This window comes from Micromonospora sp. NPDC005206 (assembly GCF_040608175.1).
Taxonomy (GTDB): Bacteria; Actinomycetota; Actinomycetes; order Mycobacteriales; family Micromonosporaceae; genus Micromonospora.
This window is the reverse complement of the sequence record NZ_JBEXHU010000020.1, coordinates 109,459-128,639: the sequence shown is the minus strand read 5'-3', so window position 1 is coordinate 128,639 and position 19,181 is coordinate 109,459. Positions and strand designations below refer to the sequence as shown.

Annotated in this window: 16 protein-coding genes; 1 reads left to right on the top strand and 15 read right to left on the bottom strand. The window is 70.6% G+C overall.

Annotation, left to right across the window (positions count from 1 at the left end; all coding sequences use genetic code 11):
* Positions 1 to 59 precede the first annotated feature (59 nt).
* Entirely contained in the window at positions 60 to 842 is a 783-nt protein-coding gene (locus tag ABZU69_RS28240) for an IclR family transcriptional regulator C-terminal domain-containing protein (protein ID WP_354967335.1), read from the bottom strand.
* A gap of 154 nt (positions 843 to 996) precedes the next feature.
* Between ABZU69_RS28240 and ABZU69_RS28235 the strand changes: the two genes are divergently transcribed.
* The gene (locus ABZU69_RS28235; RefSeq protein ID WP_354967334.1) at positions 997 to 2,226 is read left to right on the top strand and encodes an MFS transporter; all 1,230 of its coding nucleotides are present in this window, start codon (positions 997 to 999) and stop codon (positions 2,224 to 2,226) included.
* On the opposite strand, the gene ABZU69_RS28230 is transcribed toward ABZU69_RS28235, so the two are convergent.
* From ABZU69_RS28230 to ABZU69_RS28165, 14 genes are all read right to left on the bottom strand, one after another.
* The gene (locus ABZU69_RS28230) at positions 2,202 to 3,275 is read right to left on the bottom strand and encodes a polyprenyl synthetase family protein (RefSeq protein WP_354967333.1); all 1,074 of its coding nucleotides are present in this window, start codon (positions 3,273 to 3,275) and stop codon (positions 2,202 to 2,204) included. The two genes, ABZU69_RS28235 and ABZU69_RS28230, sit on opposite strands and share 25 nt — an antisense overlap.
* A 101-nt stretch (positions 3,276 to 3,376) precedes the next feature.
* Positions 3,377 to 4,930 (bottom strand): NADH-quinone oxidoreductase subunit NuoN, encoded by a 1,554-nt coding sequence (nuoN, locus tag ABZU69_RS28225; protein ID WP_354967332.1) that lies wholly within the window; start codon positions 4,928 to 4,930, stop codon positions 3,377 to 3,379.
* Between the two features lie 52 nt (positions 4,931 to 4,982).
* Positions 4,983 to 6,518 carry an NADH-quinone oxidoreductase subunit M gene (locus ABZU69_RS28220; RefSeq protein ID WP_354967331.1) on the bottom strand — a complete coding sequence of 512 codons (1,536 nt, stop codon included), beginning with the start codon at positions 6,516 to 6,518 and terminating at the stop codon, positions 4,983 to 4,985.
* Between the two features lie 64 nt (positions 6,519 to 6,582).
* Positions 6,583 to 8,508: an NADH-quinone oxidoreductase subunit L gene (nuoL, locus tag ABZU69_RS28215; protein WP_354967330.1), complete on the bottom strand. Its 1,926-nt coding sequence runs from the start codon at positions 8,506 to 8,508 to the stop codon at positions 6,583 to 6,585.
* Positions 8,509 to 8,519: 11 nt separating this feature from the next.
* Entirely contained in the window at positions 8,520 to 8,837 is a 318-nt protein-coding gene (gene nuoK, locus ABZU69_RS28210) for an NADH-quinone oxidoreductase subunit NuoK (RefSeq protein WP_354967329.1), read from the bottom strand.
* Positions 8,837 to 9,607: an NADH-quinone oxidoreductase subunit J gene (locus tag ABZU69_RS28205; protein WP_354967328.1), complete on the bottom strand. Its 771-nt coding sequence runs from the start codon at positions 9,605 to 9,607 to the stop codon at positions 8,837 to 8,839. Before ABZU69_RS28205 ends, nuoK begins: the two co-directional genes overlap by 1 nt.
* Positions 9,604 to 10,245: an NADH-quinone oxidoreductase subunit NuoI gene (gene nuoI, locus ABZU69_RS28200; protein ID WP_121655456.1), complete on the bottom strand. Its 642-nt coding sequence runs from the start codon at positions 10,243 to 10,245 to the stop codon at positions 9,604 to 9,606. Before nuoI ends, ABZU69_RS28205 begins: the two co-directional genes overlap by 4 nt.
* A gap of 1 nt (position 10,246) precedes the next feature.
* On the bottom strand, positions 10,247 to 11,599 hold the full coding sequence (nuoH, locus tag ABZU69_RS28195) for an NADH-quinone oxidoreductase subunit NuoH (protein ID WP_354967327.1): 1,353 nt from the start codon (positions 11,597 to 11,599) through the stop codon (positions 10,247 to 10,249).
* Positions 11,596 to 14,103 carry an NADH-quinone oxidoreductase subunit G gene (locus tag ABZU69_RS28190; protein ID WP_354967326.1) on the bottom strand — a complete coding sequence of 836 codons (2,508 nt, stop codon included), beginning with the start codon at positions 14,101 to 14,103 and terminating at the stop codon, positions 11,596 to 11,598. Before ABZU69_RS28190 ends, nuoH begins: the two co-directional genes overlap by 4 nt.
* Positions 14,103 to 15,419, bottom strand: a complete 1,317-nt coding sequence (nuoF, locus tag ABZU69_RS28185; RefSeq protein ID WP_354967325.1) for an NADH-quinone oxidoreductase subunit NuoF — start codon at positions 15,417 to 15,419, stop codon at positions 14,103 to 14,105. The genes ABZU69_RS28190 and nuoF overlap by 1 nt, the downstream gene beginning before the upstream one ends.
* The gene (gene nuoE, locus ABZU69_RS28180) at positions 15,416 to 16,441 is read right to left on the bottom strand and encodes an NADH-quinone oxidoreductase subunit NuoE (protein ID WP_354967324.1); all 1,026 of its coding nucleotides are present in this window, start codon (positions 16,439 to 16,441) and stop codon (positions 15,416 to 15,418) included. Before nuoE ends, nuoF begins: the two co-directional genes overlap by 4 nt.
* Entirely contained in the window at positions 16,438 to 17,763 is a 1,326-nt protein-coding gene (locus tag ABZU69_RS28175) for an NADH-quinone oxidoreductase subunit D (protein ID WP_354967323.1), read from the bottom strand. Before ABZU69_RS28175 ends, nuoE begins: the two co-directional genes overlap by 4 nt.
* Complete coding sequence (locus tag ABZU69_RS28170; protein ID WP_354967322.1) at positions 17,760 to 18,497, bottom strand: NADH-quinone oxidoreductase subunit C; 738 nt, start codon at positions 18,495 to 18,497, stop codon at positions 17,760 to 17,762. The genes ABZU69_RS28175 and ABZU69_RS28170 overlap by 4 nt, the downstream gene beginning before the upstream one ends.
* Complete coding sequence (locus tag ABZU69_RS28165) at positions 18,494 to 19,171, bottom strand: NADH-quinone oxidoreductase subunit B (protein ID WP_145785918.1); 678 nt, start codon at positions 19,169 to 19,171, stop codon at positions 18,494 to 18,496. Before ABZU69_RS28165 ends, ABZU69_RS28170 begins: the two co-directional genes overlap by 4 nt.
* Positions 19,172 to 19,181: the final 10 nt, after the last annotated feature.

The window sequence follows — 19,181 nt, the reverse complement described above, 5'->3', positions numbered from 1 at the left end:
CGCTGGACCGCCACGAGAGGCCCTCTCCCAGCCGGGGAGAGGGCCTCTCGGCGTCCGGGTCAGTGGTCGGCGGCGATGCCGTCGGCGACGGCGCGGGCCACCGTGAGCAGCTTGGCCCGGACCACGCGGGCGGAGGTCATCATCTCGCTGGCGGGCAGCGCGCAGGCCAGCACGACCCGGCGTTCCATGTCCTTGTCCGGCGTGACCAGCACGGACGCGCAGGCCACCCCCTGGCGGAACTGGCCCAGCTCCAACTGCATCCCCCGCCGGTCGCCGGCGGCCAGGTCGGCCTCGAACGTCTCGGTGCTGGTCAACGTCGCGGTGGTGAACGGACGCATGCCGTACTCCCGCAGGTAGCGGAAGCGCTGTTCGGCGGTGAGGGTGGCGAGCAGGGACTTGCCGAGGGCGGTGGCGTGCGCCCCCTCGTCGAAGCCGGGGACCAGGTCCTCCAGGTAGGGCGACCGGGGGCCCTCGGCGACCGCCGTGAGGGCGACCTGGCCACCGACGAAACGGCCCAGGTAGTGGCTGTAGCCGGTGTCCGCGGCGGCCCGCCGCAGCGTCTCACCGACCGCCGGCGGCCCCCGGAACGCGGTCACCAGCTCCCGGTAGCGGTCGGCCACCTCCAACCCCACGATGTACGTGCCGTCCTCCCGACGGATCACGTAGCCCTCGTAGGCCAGGGTGCGGACCAGGTGGTACGTAGTGGCCACGGTCAGCTCGCAGCGCCGGGCGATCTGCTTGACGGTCAGGCCCTTCGGGGCGCGACCGACCGACTCCAGCACCCGCAGCGCTCGGGACACGCTGCGGATCAGGTCCGAAGGTTCTGCCAAGGGGTCGCGCACAACCACCTCCGCCGCCGGGGACTTACACCATATGAAAAACAGGCCCGGTGCGAAATGCCTGTTCGGGTCGAGGATGCCAGATCACCATCCACGCCTTGTGCACCGGCGGTCACCGGGAGTGGTCCGAGCGCGACTCGCGTAGGTTTGCCGGACGATGACCGACACCGCCCTCACCCCCGATCCCGACACCGCCCGCACCCGCCCGATCCGGGCCGGCGCCGGTGCTGTCCTCACCACCGTGGCCTGCGTGCTGCCCGTCTTCCTGCTCGGCGGCCTCGCCGTGCAGATGGGCGCGGACCTCGGGTTCTCGCCGGCCGGTCTGGGCCTGGCCGTGGCCGTCTACTTCGGGGTCAGCGCGCTGGCCTCGGTGCCCTCCGGTCGCCTGGTCGAGCGGTACGGGCCGGCAATGGTGGCCCGCTGTGGCATCGTGCTGGCCGCCGCGTCGATGCTCGCCGTGGCGGTGTTCGCCCGGTCGTATGCGGCGCTGGTCGGGCTGTTGGCGCTCAGCGCCGCCGCGAACGCCCTCGGTCAGTTGGCCAGCAACGCCGTGCTGGCGCAGCACGTCCCGACCCGCCGGCAGGGGCTGTCGTTCGGCGTCAAGCAGGCGGCCATTCCGGTCTCCACCCTGCTGGCCGGCGCGGCGGTGCCCACCATCGCCCTCACCGCCGGCTGGCGCTGGGCGTTCGTGGCCGCCGCCGGTGCGGCGCTGACGACGCTGCCCGCCGTACCCCGGCACGTGCCCGGCCGCGCCCGGCGGGCAGGCGCCACACGTGCTGGCCGGGCCACGGTGGCGCTGGTGGTGATCGGTGTGGCGGCGGCGCTGGCCGCGGCCGCGGCCAACGCGCTGGGCACCTTCCTGGTGGACTCAGCGGCCGCCCGGGGGCTCTCACCGGCCCTCGCCGGTCTCACGCTGACCCTGGGCAGCGCGGTCTGCGTGGTGGCCCGGGTGGGTGCCGGCTGGTTGGCCGACCGCCGCACCGGCGGTCACATCGCGCTCATCGCCGCGATGCTGGTGGTCGGTGCCGGTGGGCTGGGCCTGCTCGCGTTGACCGGCACGGTGCCGCTGGTGGCCGGCGTGGTGCTCGGCTTCGGCCTGGGCTGGGCCTGGCCCGGTCTGGTGAACTTCGCGGTGGTCCGGCTCCACCCGCAGGCCCCGGCCGCCGCCACCTCGATCACCCAGACCGGGGTGTACGCGGGCGGCTGTCTCGGCCCACTGAGTCTCGGCCCGCTCGCCGCCCACCTCGGCTACCCGACGATGTGGACCACGGCGGCGGTGTCCATGCTGCTCGCCGCCGCTCTGATGCTCGTCGGCAGCCGCCTGCTGAGCCGCATCGCCGCCGGGGCGAACGGAGCCGGAGATCAGCTGGTGCGGTCGGCGATGTAGTCGCAGAGCGATTCGAGGGCACGGCGGGACGGGCCGGCCGGGAGCGGGGCCAGGCGCGCGCGAGCGTCCTCGGCGTAGCTGCGCACGGTCTCCCGGGCACGCTTGAGCGCCGGGCTCTCCCGGAGCAGCCCCAGCGCCTCAGCGTGCAGCGCGTCGTCGGTCAGCGGGCCGGTGGCCAGGATCTCCCGCAGCCGCACCGAGGACGCGTCGAAGTCGTCCGCCGCGCGGGCGTAGAGCACCGGCAGTGTGGGGACACCCTCGCGCAGGTCCGTGCCGGGCGTCTTGCCCGACTGCACCGACTCGGAGGCGATGTCCAGCAGGTCGTCGGAGAGCTGGAAGGCGACGCCGATCGTCTCGCCGTAACCGGCGAGGGCTTCCACGTGCTCCGGGGCGGCACCGCTGAACATGCCGCCGAACCGGGCCGACGTGGCGATCAGGGAGCCCGTCTTCTCGGCGATCACGTGCAGGTAGTGCGCGACCGGGTCGTCGCCGGCGCGCGGCCCGACGGTCTCCGCGATCTGGCCGTGCACGAGTCGGGCGAAGGTCCGCGCCTGCAACCTGACCGCTTCCGGGCCCAGGTCGGCCGCGATGTCCGCGGCCCGGGCGAAGAGGTAGTCACCGACCAGGATGGCCACCGAGTTGGTCCAGCGGGAGTTCGCGCTCGGCGCGCCCCGGCGCACGGCCGCCTCGTCCATCACGTCGTCGTGGTAGAGCGTGGCCAGGTGGGTGAGCTCCATCACCACGGCCGCCGGAACCACCCGCGGGCTGGTGGGGTCGCCGAACTGGGCGCCCAGCGCCACCAGCAACGGCCGGAACCGCTTCCCGCCGGCCTCGACGAGGTGCCGGGCGGCCTCGGTGACGAACGGGTCGGCGCTGGCCACACTGGCCCGCAACTCGACCTCGACCCCGTCCAGCAGACCCAGCACGGACGCCTCGACGCGGGGATCGGCGAGATGGAGGCCGAGCGCGCCGAACTGACTCGTGCTCGCCCGACCCCGGCGACCGCCGGAACCGGTGGCACCTGAACGCTGGCCAGCCGGAATCACCACGCATCAACCATGCCACACCCCTTCTACCTGCTCCGGGCGGGGGATACGCACGGGGGCCGGCACGCGAACGCGTGCCGGCCCCCGGATTGCCGAGGCTCTGGTCAGCGCACGAAGTCGGCGGCTCCGGTGGCCAGGTCGAGCAGCGGCGCCGGGGCGATGCCCAGCACCAGGGTGGCCAGCACGCCGATCATCAGCGCGGCGGAGGTGAGGCCGCCGGGCACGGTGACGGTCGGCGTGGACTCGCCCGGCTCGGACAGCCACATCATCACCACGACCCGCAGGTACGGGAAGGCCAGCACCATGCTGGTCAGCACACCGGCGATCACCAGCCAGGCGTGACCGCTGTCCAGCGCCGCCCCGAAGACCGCGAACTTGCTCATGAAGCCGCTGGTCAGCGGGATGCCGGCGAAGGCCAGCAGGATGAACGTGAACAGCCCGGCGAAGAACGGCGAGCGTCGTCCCAGCCCGGCCCAGCGGGACAGGTGGGTGGCCTCCCCGTCGTCGTCCCGGACCAGGGTCACCACCGCGAACGCGGCCAGCACCGAGAAGCCGTACGCGACCAGGTAGAACATGGTGCCGGCGAGCCCTTCGCGGCTCGGCGCCAGCACGCCGACCAGCAGGTAGCCGGCGTTGGCGATCGAGGAGTACGCGAGCAGCCGCTTGATGTCGGTCTGGGTGACCGCGAGCACCGCGCCGACCAGCATGGTCAGCACCGCCACCGTGCCGAGCACCGGAGTGAAGTCCCAGGCGGCGCCGGCGAACGCGACGTGGAAGACACGCAGCAGCGCGCCGAACGCGGCGACCTTGGTGCAGGCGGCCATCAAACCGGTGACCGGGGTCGGCGCGCCCTGGTAGACGTCCGGCGTCCACACGTGGAACGGGGCCGCCCCGGCCTTGAAGAGCAGGCCGATGGCGAGCAGCGCCATGCCGGCGAAGAGCAGCACCGGGCTGGCCGGCGACTCGGTCACCGCCGCGTTGATGGTGGCGAAGTCGACCCCGGCCACCCGACCCGGGATGCCGGCGGTGAAGCCGTAGATCAGCGCCACGCCGAACAGGAAGAACGCCGAGGCGTACGCGCCGAGCAGGAAGTACTTCATCGCCGCCTCCTGGCTCAGCAGCCGCCGGCGACGAGCCAGCGCGCAGAGCAGGTACAGCGGCAGCGAGAAGACCTCCAGCGCGATGAACATCGTCAGCAGGTCGTTCGCCGCCACGAAGATCAGCATGCCGCCGATCGCGAACGTGGTGAGCGGGTAGACCTCGGTGAGCCCGTTGCGCCCCTCGGCCTGCCGCCGGTCGTCGGCCGACTCGGCGGTCACCGCGGCCTGGGCGACGAACGCCCCGCCGCGCTCCACCGAGCGGTCACCGATCAGCAGCAGCGCCATCGCAGCCAGCACCAGGATCGCGCCCTGGAGGAAGAGCGTCGGACCGTCCACCGCGAGGGCCTGACCGGCGGTGATGATCCGGTCGTCGGCGTTGAGGACGACCATCGTCAGCGCGGCGAGGACGGCCAGCAGGGCCAGCGTCAGCTGCACGACGTGCCGCAGGCGCCGGGGAACGAAGGCCTCGACCAGCACGCCGAGCAGGGCGACGCCCAGCATGATCATGATCGGGGCGAGCGCCGCGTAGTTGAGCGACGGCAGTTTCAACTCGGTCACTGGGCCGACCTTTCGTTCACGACTGCGGGGCTCGCAAGCTCACTCCTCGCGTTCACCGGCCTGCCTCCTGGACGGTGCCGCCCACCGACGGGGCGGGGTCGGTCCTGCCGATGTCGTCCATGGTCGCCTGGACGGCGGGGTTGATCACGTCAGTGACCGGCTTGGGGTAGAAGCCGAGCAGCACGATCAGCGCGATCAGCGGGGCGACCACGACCTTCTCGCGCAGGTTGAGGTCCTTACGCATGCCGTCGACCTCGGTCAGTGCCGGGTTGAGCGTGCCCTGGGTGGTGCGCTGGATCATCCACAGCACGTACGCGGCCGCGAGGATGATGCCGAGCGTGGCAATGACCGCGACCGGCTTGTTCACCGTGAAGGTGCCGATCAGCACCAGGAACTCGGAGATGAACGGCGCGGTGCCGGGCAGCGCGAGCGAGGCGAGACCGGCGAAGAAGAGCACCCCGGCGAGCAACGGAACCAGCTTGCCGGCACCACCGAAGTCACTGATCAGGGCCGAGCCGCGCCGGGTAATCAGCATGCCCACCACCAGGAAGAGCAGGCCGGTGGCCAGACCGTGGTTGAGCATGTAGAGCACCGCGCCGGTGCCGGCCTGGGTGGTGAAGGCGAAGATGCCCACCCCGATGAACCCGAAGTGCGCGATCGAGGTGTACGACACCAGCCGCTTGAGGTCGTTCTGGCCGACCGCCAGCAGCGCGGCGTAGACGATGCCGATCACGCCCAGCGCCAGCGCCCACGGCGCGAACCACTTCGACGCCTCGGGGAACAGCGGCAGGCAGTAGCGCAGAATGCCGAACGTGCCGACCTTGTCCAGCACGCCGACCAGCAGCGCCGCGGCGCCCGCCGGTGCGGCGCCACCGGCGTCCGGCAGCCACGTGTGGAACGGGAAGAACGGCGCCTTGATGGCGAACGCGAGGAAGAAGCCGAGGAACAGCCAACGCTCGGTGCCGGTGCTGATGTCGACCTGCGACAGCGCCTGCCAGTCGAAGGTCTTCCCGCCGACCACCCACAGCCCGATCACCGCGGCCAGCATGAACAGGCCGCCGACGAGCGAGTAGAGGAAGAACTTCACCGCCGCGTACTGCCGCTGGTGGCCGCCGTAGCTGCCGATCAGGAAGTACATCGGCACCAGCATGACCTCGAAGAACACGTAGAACAGGAAGACGTCGGCGGCGGCGAAGACGCCGATCATCGTGCATTCGAGGACCAGCAGCAGCGCGAAGTAGACGGGCACCGACCGCTTCGACGACTCCGCGTCGTGCCAGGACGCCAGGATCACCAGCGGAACCAGCACCGCGATCAGCATCAGCATCACCAGCGCGATGCCGTCGGCGGCGAAGGTGAAGCTGACGCCCCAGTTCGGGATCCACGAGTACGACTCGCGGAACTGGAACCGGTCACCGCCGGCGTTGAAGCTGACCCACATCACCACCGAGAGCACCAGCACCAGCAGCGACCAGGCGAACGCCACCTGCTTGGCCAGCTCCGGCCGGTGGCGCGGCAGGAACGCCACCACCAGGGCGCCGACCAGCGGCGCCACGGTGAGCACCGAGAGGAACGGGAAGTTGGACATTATTCGGCCTTACCTCCGTCGTCACTGCGTGGTCCGCCGGCGGGGGCGGCCGGAAAGAGGTCGATCACGCCAACCACCCGGCCTGCACCGCCAGGAACGCCGCCATCACCAGCAGCGCACCGGCCAGGATCGAGGTGGCGTACGAGCGGACGAAGCCGGTCTGCAGCCGCCGGAGCCGGGCCGAGCCACCGCCGACCGCGGCGGCGAGCCCGTTGACCAGTCCGTCGACGCCCCGGTTGTCGAGGAAGACCAGCGCCCGGGTGAGGAAGATGCCCGGCTTCTCGAAGACCGCCTCGTTGACCGTGTCGGTGTAGAGGTTGCGCCGGGCGGCGGTGACCAGTACGCCGGCCGGCTGCGGCGCGGTGGCCGTACCGGCCCGGAACAGGAACCAGGCGAGCCCGGCGCCCAGCACGGTGACCAGCAGTGAGAGCACCGTGATCACCGTGTGCGAGAGGACCGGTTCGTGCGCCTCCTCGTGGGCGCCCAGCCCGGCGGTCGCCGTCAGCCAGTCCGGGACCGAGGTGGCGAGCAGGAAGCCGGCACCGACCGAGCCGACCGCCAGCAGGACCAGCGGGATGGTCATCAGCGCGGGTGACTCGTGCGGGTGTTCGATGTCCTCGGTCCAGCGCTTCGGGCCGTGGAAGGTGAGCACGAAGAGCCGCGTCATGTAGAACGCGGTCAGCCCGGCGCCCAGCAGAGCAGCCCCGCCGAAGAGCCAGGCGGTCCAGTCCGACCGCTCGAAGGCGGCCACGATGATCGGCTCCTTGGAGAAGAAGCCGGAGAACGGGAACATGCCGATGATGGCCAGCCAGCCCATCATGAAGGTCAGCCAGGTGATCTTCATGTACTTCGACAGCCCGCCGAAGCGGCGGATGTCCACCTGGTCGTTCATCCCGTGCATGACCGAGCCGGCGCCCAGGAACATGTTGGCCTTGAAGAAGCCGTGCGCCAGCAGGTGCACGATGGCCAGCGCGTACGCCGCGCCGCCCAGGCCGACGCCGAGGAACATGTAGCCGATCTGGCTCACCGTCGACCAGGCGAGCACCCGCTTGATGTCGTCCTTGGCCGCGCCGATGATGCAGCCGATCAGCAGGGTGAGCGCGCCGACGCTGACCACCACGAGCTGGAGCGTCGAGTTGGCGGAGAAGATCGGGTTGGACCGGGCGATCAGGTAGACGCCCGCGGTGACCATGGTGGCGGCGTGGATGAGCGCCGACACCGGGGTGGGGCCCTCCATCGCGTCCGGCAGCCACGCCTGGAGCGGGAACTGGCCGGACTTGCCGGTCGCGCCGAGCAGCAGCAGCAGGCCGAGCACCAGCACGGTCGAACCGGCCAGCGCGCCGACGCCGTTGAACACCTCGTCGTACTGGGTGGTGCCCAGGGTGGCGAACATGATGAAGATGCCGATGGCCAGGCCGGCGTCGCCGACCCGGTTCATCAGGAAGGCCTTCTTGCCGGCGGTGGCGGCGCTCGGCCGCTCGTACCAGAAGGAGATCAGCAGGTACGACGCCAGACCGACGCCCTCCCAGCCGAAGTACAGCATCACGTAGTTGTTGCCGAGCACCAGCAGCAGCATGGCCGCGACGAACAGGTTGAAGTACGCGAAGAACCGGCGGCGGCCGGCGTCGTGCGCCATGTACTCCACGGCGTACAGGTGGATCAGGAAGCCCACGCCGGTGATCAGCAGCACGAAGACGGCGGCCAGCGGGTCGAACAGCAGGCCGAAGTCGACCCGCAGATCACCGACGGCGATGAAGTCCCAGAGGCTCAGCTCGACCGACTTGTTCTCCAGGCCACGCAGCTGGAAGAAGGAGGCCAGGCCGAGCACAAACGCGGCACCGATGGCGGCGACGCCCAACCAGTGCCCCCAGCGGTCGGCCCGCCGGCCGAGCAGCAGCAGGATGGCCGCGCTGACCAGCGGGATCGCCACGAGCAGCCAGACGCTGCTGAGCAAGCCCGTGGCACCGGCGTACTGCACAGTCTCTTCCACTTGCTTGCCCCTTAGTACTTGAGCAGGTTGGCGTCGTCGACGCTCGCGGAGCGTCGAGTCCGGAAGATCGACATGATGATCGCGAGACCGACCACGACCTCAGCCGCCGCCACCACCATCACGAAGAACGCCATGATCTGACCGTTGAGGTCACCGTTGATCCGGCTGAAGGTGACCAGCGTCAGGTTGGCCGCGTTGAGCATCAGCTCCACGCACATGAACAGCACGAGCGCGTTGCGCCGTACGAGCACCCCGGCGGCGCCGATGGTGAACAGCACCGCGGCGAGTACCAGGTAGTAGTTCGGCTCGACCGAGAAGAACCCGTCCATTACTTGTCCGTCCCCTTCAGCGTGGTCTCCTCGGCGGTCAGCTCACGCTGCGGAAGGATCGCCGGGGTGCTGCGGTCGGTCAGGCGGCCGTCGGGCAGCCGGGCCGGGGTGGCCACCGAGGAGGAGGTCGCGAAGATTCCGGGGCCCGGCTTGGGACCGGGATAGCTGCCCGGAGCGAAGCGCGCCCGCATGGTGGCCGGCTGGTCCATCTTGTCCTGCTTACGTCGCTCGACGTGCGCCAGCACCATGGCGCCGACCGCGGCGGTGATCAGCAGCGCCGAGGTCAGCTCGAACGCGAAGACGTACTTGGTGAACAGCAGCCGGGCGATGCCTTGCACGTTCCCCTCCGCGTTGGCCTGCTCCAGGCCGACCGCGGTGGTCTGGTCCAGCGCCTGGTAGAGGCCGCTGCCGATCAGGCCGGCGAAGCCCAGCCCAAGCACGATCGCGGCGACCCGCTGGCCGCGCAGCGTCTCGATCAGTGAGTCCGAGGAGTCCCGCCCGACCAGCATCAGCACGAACAGGAAGAGCATCATGATCGCGCCGGTGTAGACGATGATCTGCACCATGCCGATGAACGGACCGGCCTGGAGCACGTAGAACACGCCCAGACAGAGCATGGTCAGCACCAGCCAGAGCGCCGAGTGCACGGCGTTGCGCGCCGCCACCATGCCGATCGCCCCGATCAGCGCCAGCGGGGCGAGGATCCAGAAGGTGACCGCCTCGCCGCCGGGCACCGAACCCGCCGCGGCGAGCACCGTCTCCGTTGTCATGCTCCGTCTCCCTTGCCCGCGCCGGCTCGCTGGGCCGCCTGCTCGGCGCCCGGGAACGTCACGCCGGGGTGCTCCTCGACCTGGTAGCGGCCGGGGCCCATCGGGGACGTCTCGGCCCCGGCGGAGGTGCCCGGGTTGTCCAACGCGCCCACGTAGTAGTCCTTCTCGCTGTCGCCCAGACGCATCGGGTGCGGCGGCTGCTCCATGCCTTCGAGCAGCGGCGCGAGCAGCTGCTCCTTGGTGAAGATCAGATCCTGCCGGTTGTCCCGGGCCAGCTCGTACTCGTTGCTCATGGTGAGCGAACGGGTCGGGCAGGCCTCGATGCACAGCCCGCAGAAGATGCACCGGGCGTAGTTGATCTGGTAGACGCTGGCGTACCGCTCGCCCGGCGAGAAACGCTGCTCGTCGGTGTTGTCGCCACCCTCGACGAAGATCGCGTCCGCCGGGCAGGCCCAGGCGCACAGCTCACAGCCGATGCACTTCTCCAGCCCGTCCGGGTGCCGGTTGAGGATGTGCCGCCCGTGATAGCGCGGCGCCGACACCGGCGGCTTGAACGGGTAGTCGGTGGTGACGACCTTCCTGAACATGTGCGAGAAGGTGACCCCGAAGCCCTTGAACGTTCCGGTGATCGTGCCCACGTCACACCTCCCTGGAGTCCGAGCCGGTGGCGATGTTGGCCGGCTCCCGCTCGGCGACCACGCGCGTGATACGCGGGCTCGGTGGTACCTGAAGATCCATCGGTGGCAGCGGGAAGCTCCCGTACGGGCGGCTGTCCACCTGTTCCTGAGTCGTCGGCTTCGGCTGCGGTCGGCGGCTGGGCCAGAACAGCGTGGCGATCAGCAGGATGCCGGCCGGGATGCCGACCGCGATCATCTTGCCGCGCGCGTCCCAGTCCTCGATGGAACGCAGGCCCGACAGGACCAGGATCCAGACCAGGTTGATCGGCAGCAGCACCTTCCAGCCGAAGCGCATGAACTGGTCGTACCGCAGCCGAGGCAGCGTGCCGCGCAGCCACACGAAGACGAAGACCAGCGCGATCACCTTGCCGAAGAACCAGAGCATCGGCCACCAACCGGAGTTGGCGCCCTCCCAGATGGTGATCGGCCACGGCGCACGCCAACCGCCGAGGAACAGCGTGGTGGTGACCGCGGACATGGTCACCATCGCGACGTACTCGCTGAGCATGAAGAGCGCGAACTTCAGCGAGCTGTATTCCGTCATGAAGCCGGCGACCAGCTCCGACTCGGCCTCGGGCAGGTCGAACGGCGCCCGGTTGGTCTCACCCACGGTGGCGATGAAGAAGATGATGAAGCTGGGCAGCAGCAGGATCGCGTACCAGCCCGGCGCCGGGATCTGCTGGCCGAAGATGGACAGCTGGGTGCCGTGGCCCTGGGCGGCGACGATCCCACTGGTGCTCATCGTGCCGGCGGTCATGAACACCGCCACGATGGAGAGCCCCATGGCGACCTCGTAGGAGATCATCTGGGCGCTCGACCGCAGGCCGCCGAGGAGCGGGTACGTCGAGCCGGAGGCCCACCCGCCCAGCACGATGCCGTAGACGCCCATCGAGGAGCAGGCCAGCAGCAACAGCACCGCCACCGGCACGTCGGTGACCTGCAGCGGCGTGTGGTGGCCGAAGATGCTCACCATCGGGCCGAACGGCACCACCGCCAGCGCGGTGACCGCGCAGATCACCGAGATGGTCGGGGCGAAAAAGTAGACGACCTTGTCGGCCGCCTTCGGCAGGATGTCCTCCTTGAAGGCCATCTTCAAACCGTCGGCGAGGGTCTGCAGCAGGCCGAACGGGCCGACCTGGTTGGGGCCGGGCCGCACCTGCATGTAGCCCACCACGCGCCGCTCGAACCAGACGCCGAGCAGGGTGGCCACCAGACCGAAGGCGAACGCGAAGACGATCTTGATGAGAACCAGCCACCACGGATCCCGACCGAAGTCGGCCAGCGTCGGGTCCTGGGCCAGGTAAGACGGGCTCACTGGTTACCCCCAGCGTTGAGGAGCGGACCCGGGAGACCGGCCTCGTCCGCCGCCACCCGCCCGGCCGGGACGGCCGCGCTCGGTGCGGGGACGGAGATCCGCACGACCGCGCCGGACGTCGCCCCAAGGCTGCGTCGCACGGTCGAACCCGGTGAGTTGGTCGGCAGCCAGACCACGTCGTCCGGCATCTCGGTGAGCTCCGCCGGCAGGGTCAGCGCCCCCCGGTCGGTGCCCACCGTGACCGGGTCGCCATCGGCGACCCCGAGCGCCTCGGCGGTGCCCTTGCCCAGCCGGACCACCGGCGGGCGGGCGGTGCCGGCGAGGTGCTCGTCGCCGTCGGTCAGGGTGCCCAGGTCGACAAGCTGGTGCCAGGTGGCCAGCACGGCCTCCCCGGCGCCCGGGCGCGGCGCCGTACCCGGCGCCACCGACGGCGGCGCCGGCCGCTGGGTGCGGGTCGCCGGCAGCGTGCCCAGCTCGCGGCGCACGCTCGGCACGTCCGCGGTGCCGAGCCGCACGTCGAGCAGCGCGGCCAGCGCGTCGAGCACCCGGCCGTCGGTCATCGCCGCGGTCTGCAGCACCGCCTCGAACGGACGAAGCCGACCCTCCCAGTCCAGGAAGCTGCCGGCCTTCTCGACCACCGGGGCGATCGGGAGCACCACGTTGGCCCGCCGGGTCACCGCGCTGCCGCGCAGTTCCAGGCTGACCAGGAACGGCACCGCGTCCAGGGCGGTCTCGGCGAGCCGCGGGTCGGCCAGGTCGGCCGGGTCGACCCCGCCGACCACCAGCGCGCCCAGCTGCCCGTTCGCCGCAGCCGCCAGGATCTGATCGGTGTCCCGACCGGCCTGGCTCGGGATCACCCCGGCCGGGATGTCCCACGCCTCGCCCAGCTCGGCGCGGGCGGCCGGCTCGGTGACCAGCCGTCCACCGGGGAGCAGGTTGGGCAGGCAGCCCGCGTCGACCGCGCCGCGGTCACCCGCGCGCCGCGGCACCCAGACCAACTTCGCGCCGGTACGCCGAGCCACGTCCGCCGCGGCGGAGAGCCCGCCCGGCACAGTGGCCAGCCGCTCGCCGACGATCAGGATCGCGCCCGGCGCGCTCAGCGCCTCGGCGACCGTGGCGTGCTCGGCGAGCACGCTCGCCTCCTCGCCCGGCACCACCCGGGCCAGCTTGGCACCAAGCTTCTCCAGGCCGCGGGTGGCGAACGGCGCCAGCGCGTACACCGTCAGGGTCTTCTTCAGGTACGCCTTGCGCAGCCGCAGGAAGAGGATCGGGCACTCCTCCTCCGGCTCCAGGCCGACCAGCACCACCGCCGGCGCGTTATCCACGTCGGTGTAGGTGACGTCGGTGACCCCGGCGACCGAGCTGGCCAGGAAGTCGGACTCCTCGCGGGAGACCGGTCGGGCCCGGAAGTCGATGTCGTTGGTGTTCAGCGCGACCCGGGCGAACTTCGCGTACGCGTAGGCGTCCTCGACGGTCAGCCGACCGCCGGTGAGCACCGCCGTGCCCTGCCCGCTCTCGCGGGCCGCGTGCAGCCCCTCGGCGGCCACCGTGAGCGCCTCACTCCAGGAGGCCTCGCGCAGCTCGCCGGTGCGCTCGTCGCGGACCAGCGGGGTGGTCAGCCGGTCGGTGGCCCGGGCGTACTGGAAGCCCCACCGGCCCTTGTCGCAGTTCCACTCCTCGTTCACCGCCGGCTCGTCGCCCGCCAGCCGGCGCAGCACCTTGCCGCGCCGCCAGTCGGTGCGCTGCCCGCAGCCCGCCGAGCAGTGCTCGCAGACGCTCGGGCTGGAGACCAGGTCGAACGGCCGGGCACGGAACCGGTACTGGGCACCGGTCAGCGCGCCCACCGGGCAGATCTGCACGGTGTTGCCGGAGAAGTAGGAATTGAACGGCACGTCACCCGCGTCGCCCTCCTCGCCGTACGCGTCGTCCCGGTAGATGTTGATCTCCTCGGTGGACGACCGGCCCATCAGGTCGATGAACTTGTCGCCGGCGATCTCCTCGGAGAACCGGGTGCAGCGCTGGCAGAGCACGCAACGCTCGCGGTCCAGCAGCACCTGGCTGCTGATCGCCATCGGCTTCTCGTACTCCCGCTTGTGCTCGTGGAAGCGGGAGTCGGTGCGGCCGGTGGACATCGCCTGGTTCTGCAGGGGGCACTCGCCGCCCTTGTCACACATCGGGCAGTCCAGGGGGTGGTTGAGGAGCAGCAGCTCCATCACCCCCTCCTGCGCCTTCTTGGCCACCGGGGAGGTGAGCTGGGTGCGGACCACCATGCCGTCGGCGACGGCCTGTGTGCAGGAGGCGACCGGCTTGCGCTGCCCCTCCACCTCGACCAGGCACTGCCGACACGCGCCGGCCGGTGCCAGCAGCGGGTGGTCGCAGAACCGGGGGATCTCGGTGCCCATCTGCTCGGCGACCCGGATCAGCAGTGTCCCCTTGGGGGCGGTGACCTCGACGCCGTCGATGGTGAGGGTGACCGTGTCGGTCTGCTTGGCTACGTCCGTCATCAGTGAGCTCCAACCAGCTGCTTGTCGGAGAGCTTCGGCGCGGTCCGTCCCTCGATGTAGTCGAGGTAGTCCTGCTTGAAGTACTTCAGTGACGAGGTCACCGGGCTGGTCGCGCCGTCACCCAGGCCGCAGAACGAGCGGCCGAGGATGTTGTCGCAGGTGTCCAGCAGGGTGTCCAGGTCCTCGTGGGTGCCCTGGCCGGCGAGGATCCGCCGGTAGACCCGGACCATCCAGTAGTTGCCCTCCCGGCACGGGGTGCACTTGCCGCACGACTCGTGGTGGTAGAACTCCAGCCACCGGTAGGTCGCGTAGACCGGGCAGTCCTGGTCGGAAAAGATCTGGGTGGCCGTGGTGCCGAGGATCGACCCGGCCGCCGCCACCCCCTCGAAGTCCAGCGGCACGTCCAGATGCTCGGCGGCGAGCAGCGGGGTGGACGAACCGCCCGGGGTCCAGAACCTCAGGTTGTGCCCGGGCTGCATCCCGCCGGCCAGCTCCAGCAGCTCGCGCAGCGTGACGCCCATCGAGCACTCGTACTGGCCGGGGTTGGCGATCCGGCCGGAGAGCGAGTAGATCATCGGCCCGGACGACTTCTCGGTGCCCATGGTCTTCCACCAGTCGGCCCCGCCGAGCACGATCGGCGGCACGCTGGCGATGGTGCCGACGTTGTTCACCACCGTCGGGCTGGCGTACAGGCCGTGGGTGGCCGGGAACGGCGGGCGCAGCCGGGGCTGGCCCCGGAACCCCTCCAGCGAGTCCAGCAGCGCCGTCTCCTCGCCGCAGATGTACGCCCCGGCGCCCGAGTGCACCACCAGCTCCAGGTCGTAGCCGCTGCCCAGGATGTTGCGGCCGAGGTAGCCCTTGTCGTACGCCTCCTGGACCGCGTTGCGCAGCCGGCGCGCGGCGTGCACCGCCTCGCCCCGGATGTAGATGTAGGCGCGGTTGGCCCGGATCGCGTACGAAGCGATGATCACGCCCTCGACCAGGGAGTGCGGGTCGTGGGTCATCAGCGGCAGGTCCTTGCAGGTGCCCGGCTCGCCCTCGTCGGCGTTGACCACCAGGTAGTGCGGCTTGCCGTCGCCCTGCGGGATGAAGCCCCACTTGAGACCGGTGGGGAAGCCCGCGCCGCCCCGGCCACGCAGCCCGGAGTCCTTGATGAGCTGGATCAGGTCGTCCGGGTGGGCCTTGAGCGCCTTGCGCAGCGCAGCGTAGCCGTCCAGCTGCTCGTACGTGCCGATCCGCCAGGCGTCCGGCGACAGCCAGCGCTTGGTCAGCACCGGCGTCAGCTTGGCCAGCGTCTCCGGGCGGGGAGTGGTCACTTCTGGGCCCCCGTTTCGCTCGCGACGGTGGAGGTCGCGCCATCGGCGCTCGCCGACGCTTCGTTGAGGTTGCGCTCCTGCGCGCCGGTGGAGTCACCGGCGGGCTTGCCGTCACCGGCCGGCGCGTTGGTCGCCACACCGGCGGCCTCCGCCTCCTGCGCGTCGCGCGGGGTCGGCGGGGAGGTCTCCGCCGGCTGGCCGGCGCCGGCGTTGCCGGGCGTACCCGTCGGAGCGGACGCCCCGTCGCCACCCTTCACCGGGCTGACCTGCGGGGCGGGCGCCTCAACCGGCGTCGCGGCGGCCTCGGCCGCCTTCGCCTTGGCGGCCGCATTGTCCGCCTCCGCCTTGCTGCGGATCGGGGTGTTCGGGTCGAAGCCCGGCACCGAGACGCCGTGCTGCTGCGCCAGCCGCAACCCGCGCAGGGTGGGCTCGCCCGGCCCGCCGTCGGCGACCGCGCCGTCCCGCTCGTCGGCGAAACCGGCGAGCTGGACCGCCATCTCCTTGAGCGTGCAGAGCCGGGCGCCGCGGGTCGGCATCGGCCGGCCGCCGGCGCGCAGCTCATCGACCACGCCGACCGCGGTGGACGAGTCCACGCCGTCGAAGAAGTCGTAGTTGACGGTCATCACCGGGCCGTAATCGCAGGCCGCCAGGCACTCGGCGTGCTCCAGGGTGATCTTCCCGTCGGCGGTGGTCTCGTCGTGCCCGACACCGAGGTGCTCGGCGAGGGTGTCGTAGACCTCCTGGCCGCCGAGCACGTTGCACATCGTGTTGGTGCAGACGCTGACCAGGAAGTCGCCGGTCGGCTTGCGCTTGTACATGGTGTAGAAGGTGGCTACCGCGCCGACCTGGGCCTTGTTCAGCCCGAGCACCTCGGCGCAGAACGCGACACCGGCCGGAGAGACGTACCCCTCCTCCGACTGGACCAGGTGCAGCAGCGGCAGCAGCGCTGAGCGGGACCGGTCCGCCGGGTAGCGGGCGATGATCTCGCGCGCCCGCTCGCGCGTCGTGTCAGTGAAAGTCATCGGTCACAACCACCCATCACGGGGTCCAGCGAGGCGCCGCCGGCGATCACGTCGGCGATCAGGCCGCCCTCGGCCATCGCCGGGAGGGCCTGGAGGTTGACGAAGCTCGGTTCCCGGTAGTGCACCCGGTACGGCCGGGTGCCACCGTCGGAGACCGCGTGCACGCCCAACTCGCCGCGGGGCGACTCGATGCCGACGTACACCTGGCCCGGCGGGACCCGGAAGCCCTCGGTGACCAGCTTGAAGTGGTGGATCAGCGACTCCATCGACTGACCCATGATCTTCGCGACGTGCTCCAGCGAGTTGCCCATGCCGTCGACGCCGATGGCCAACTGCGCCGGCCAGGCGATCTTGCGGTCGGCGACCATCACCGGGCCCGGCCGGAGCCGGTCCAGCGCCTGCTCGACCAGCTTCATCGACTCCCGGATCTCGGCGAGCCGGACCAGGTAGCGGCCCCACACGTCGCCGTCGGGGTGGGTCGGCACGTCGAACTCGTACGTCTCGTAACCGCAGTACGGCATGGTCTTACGCAGGTCCCAGGCCAACCCGGCGGAACGCAGCACAGGCCCGGTGATGCCGAGCGCCACGCAGCCGGTCACGTCCAGCACCGCGACGTTCTGCGTCCGCTCGGTCCAGATCGGCTGGCCGGAGAGGAGGTCCTCGTACTCCTTGAGCTTCTTCGGCATCATCTTCAGGAACTCGCGGATCTTGACGATCGCCTCGTCCGGCACGTCCTGCGCCACGCCGCCCGGACGGACGTACGCGTGGTTCATCCGCAGGCCGGTGATGGTCTCGAAGATGTCGAGGATGTACTCCCGCTCGCGGAAGCCGTAGAGCATGATCGAGATCGCGCCCAGCTCCATGCCGGTCGTCGCCAGCCAGACCAGGTGCGACGAGATCCGGTTGAGCTCCATCATCAGCACGCGGATGGTGGTGGCGCGCTCGGTGATGTCGTCGGTGATGCCGAGCAGCTTCTCGACCGCCAGCGCGTAACCCGTCTCGTTGAAGATCGGCGCGAGGTAGTCCATCCGGGTCACGAACGTCGAGCCCTGGACCCAGTTGCGGTATTCGAGGTTCTTCTCGATGCCGGTGTGCAGGTAGCCGACGACCGAGCGGGCCTCGCGGACCGTCTCGCCCTCCAGCTCCAGGATCAGCCGCAGCACCCCGTGCGTGGACGGGTGCTGCGGACCCATGTTGACGATGATCCGCTCGTCGTTGATCGGGTCGGTGCTCGAGACGACCGAGTCCCAGTCCCCACCGGTGACGGTGAAGACCCTGCCCTCGGTGGTCTCGCGTTCGGTCGCGTAGTTCGACGTGGTCACTGGTAGGACCTCCTCCGGTCCGGCGGCGGGATCTCAGCGCCCTTGTACTCGACCGCCACGCCACCGAGCGGGTAGTCCTTGCGCTGCGGGTGGCCCTCCCAGTCGTCCGGCATGAGGATGCGGGTCAGGTTGGGGTGGCCGTCGAAGACGATGCCGAACATGTCGTACGCCTCCCGCTCCTGCCAGTCGGCGGTCGGGTAGATCGCCGTCACGCTGGGCAGGTGCGGGCTCTCCACGGAGACGGCGGCCTCCAGGCGGACCCGACGCCGGTAGGTCATCGAGGTGAGCAGGTAGACCACGTGCAGCCGGCGCTCGTCGGCGCCGAGGTAGTCCACGCCGGACACCGAGGAGCACAGCTCGAAGCGCAGCGCCAGATCGTCCCGCATCACCTGGCAGACCTCGGCGATGCGCTCCGGGCGTACGTGCAGGGTCAGCTCACCCCGGTCGACCACGACCTTCTCGATCGCGTCGCCGAAGGCCGGGTAGGCCTCCTCCAGCGCGTCGCGGACCTCGTCGAAATAGCCACCGTACGGCCGGGCGGCCTCCTCGATCGGCTCGCGCTGGCGGACCAGGCCGCCGTAGCCGGACACGTCGCCGGTGCCCTGGTTGCCGAACATCCCGCGGCCCGCCGGGCTGGCTGGCGGGTATTCGGCGGGGGCGGTGCTGCTGGCACCGGCCGGGGTGACCGGTACCGGCACGCCGCCGTCGTTGGGCTTGTCGGTGGGTGACGTCATTTGGGGCCTACCTGCGGGTGGAGGTGGTTCTGCGCGTTCATCCAGTTCTCGATTCGCAGCTGCTCCTCGCGCCCCTCGCGGACCGCCCGGGTCCACTCGGCACGCCGGGCCTTGTCGTTGCGGTACGAGGACGGCATGGAGCCGTAGGGCACGACCGGGACGTCGCCACGCTCCTGGCGGGCCGCCAGCATCTTGCGGCCGTTCGGGCCCAGCGGCTCGTACATGATCTTCTCGCGGAGCTTGAGGATCGCGTCGATCAGCATCTCCGGCCGGGGCGGGCAGCCGGGCAGGTACATGTCGACCGGTACGACGTGGTCGACGCCCTGCACGATCGCGTAGTTGTTGAACATGCCGCCGCTGCTGGCGCAGACGCCCATGGAGAGCACCCAGCGGGGCTCGGCCATCTGGTCGTAGATCTGGCGCAGCACCGGCGCCATCTTCTGACTCACCCGGCCGGCCACGATCATCAGGTCGGCCTGCCGGGGCGAGGCCCGGAAGACCTCCATACCCCAGCGGCCCATGTCGTAGTGCGGACCACCGGCGGCCATCATCTCGATGGCGCAGCAGGCCAGGCCGAAGGTGGCGCCCCACACGGACGACTTCCGGGACCAGTTGACCAGCTTCTCCACCGAGGTGAGCAGGACGCCGGCGGGAAGCTTCTCCTCGATGCCCATCTGACGTTCC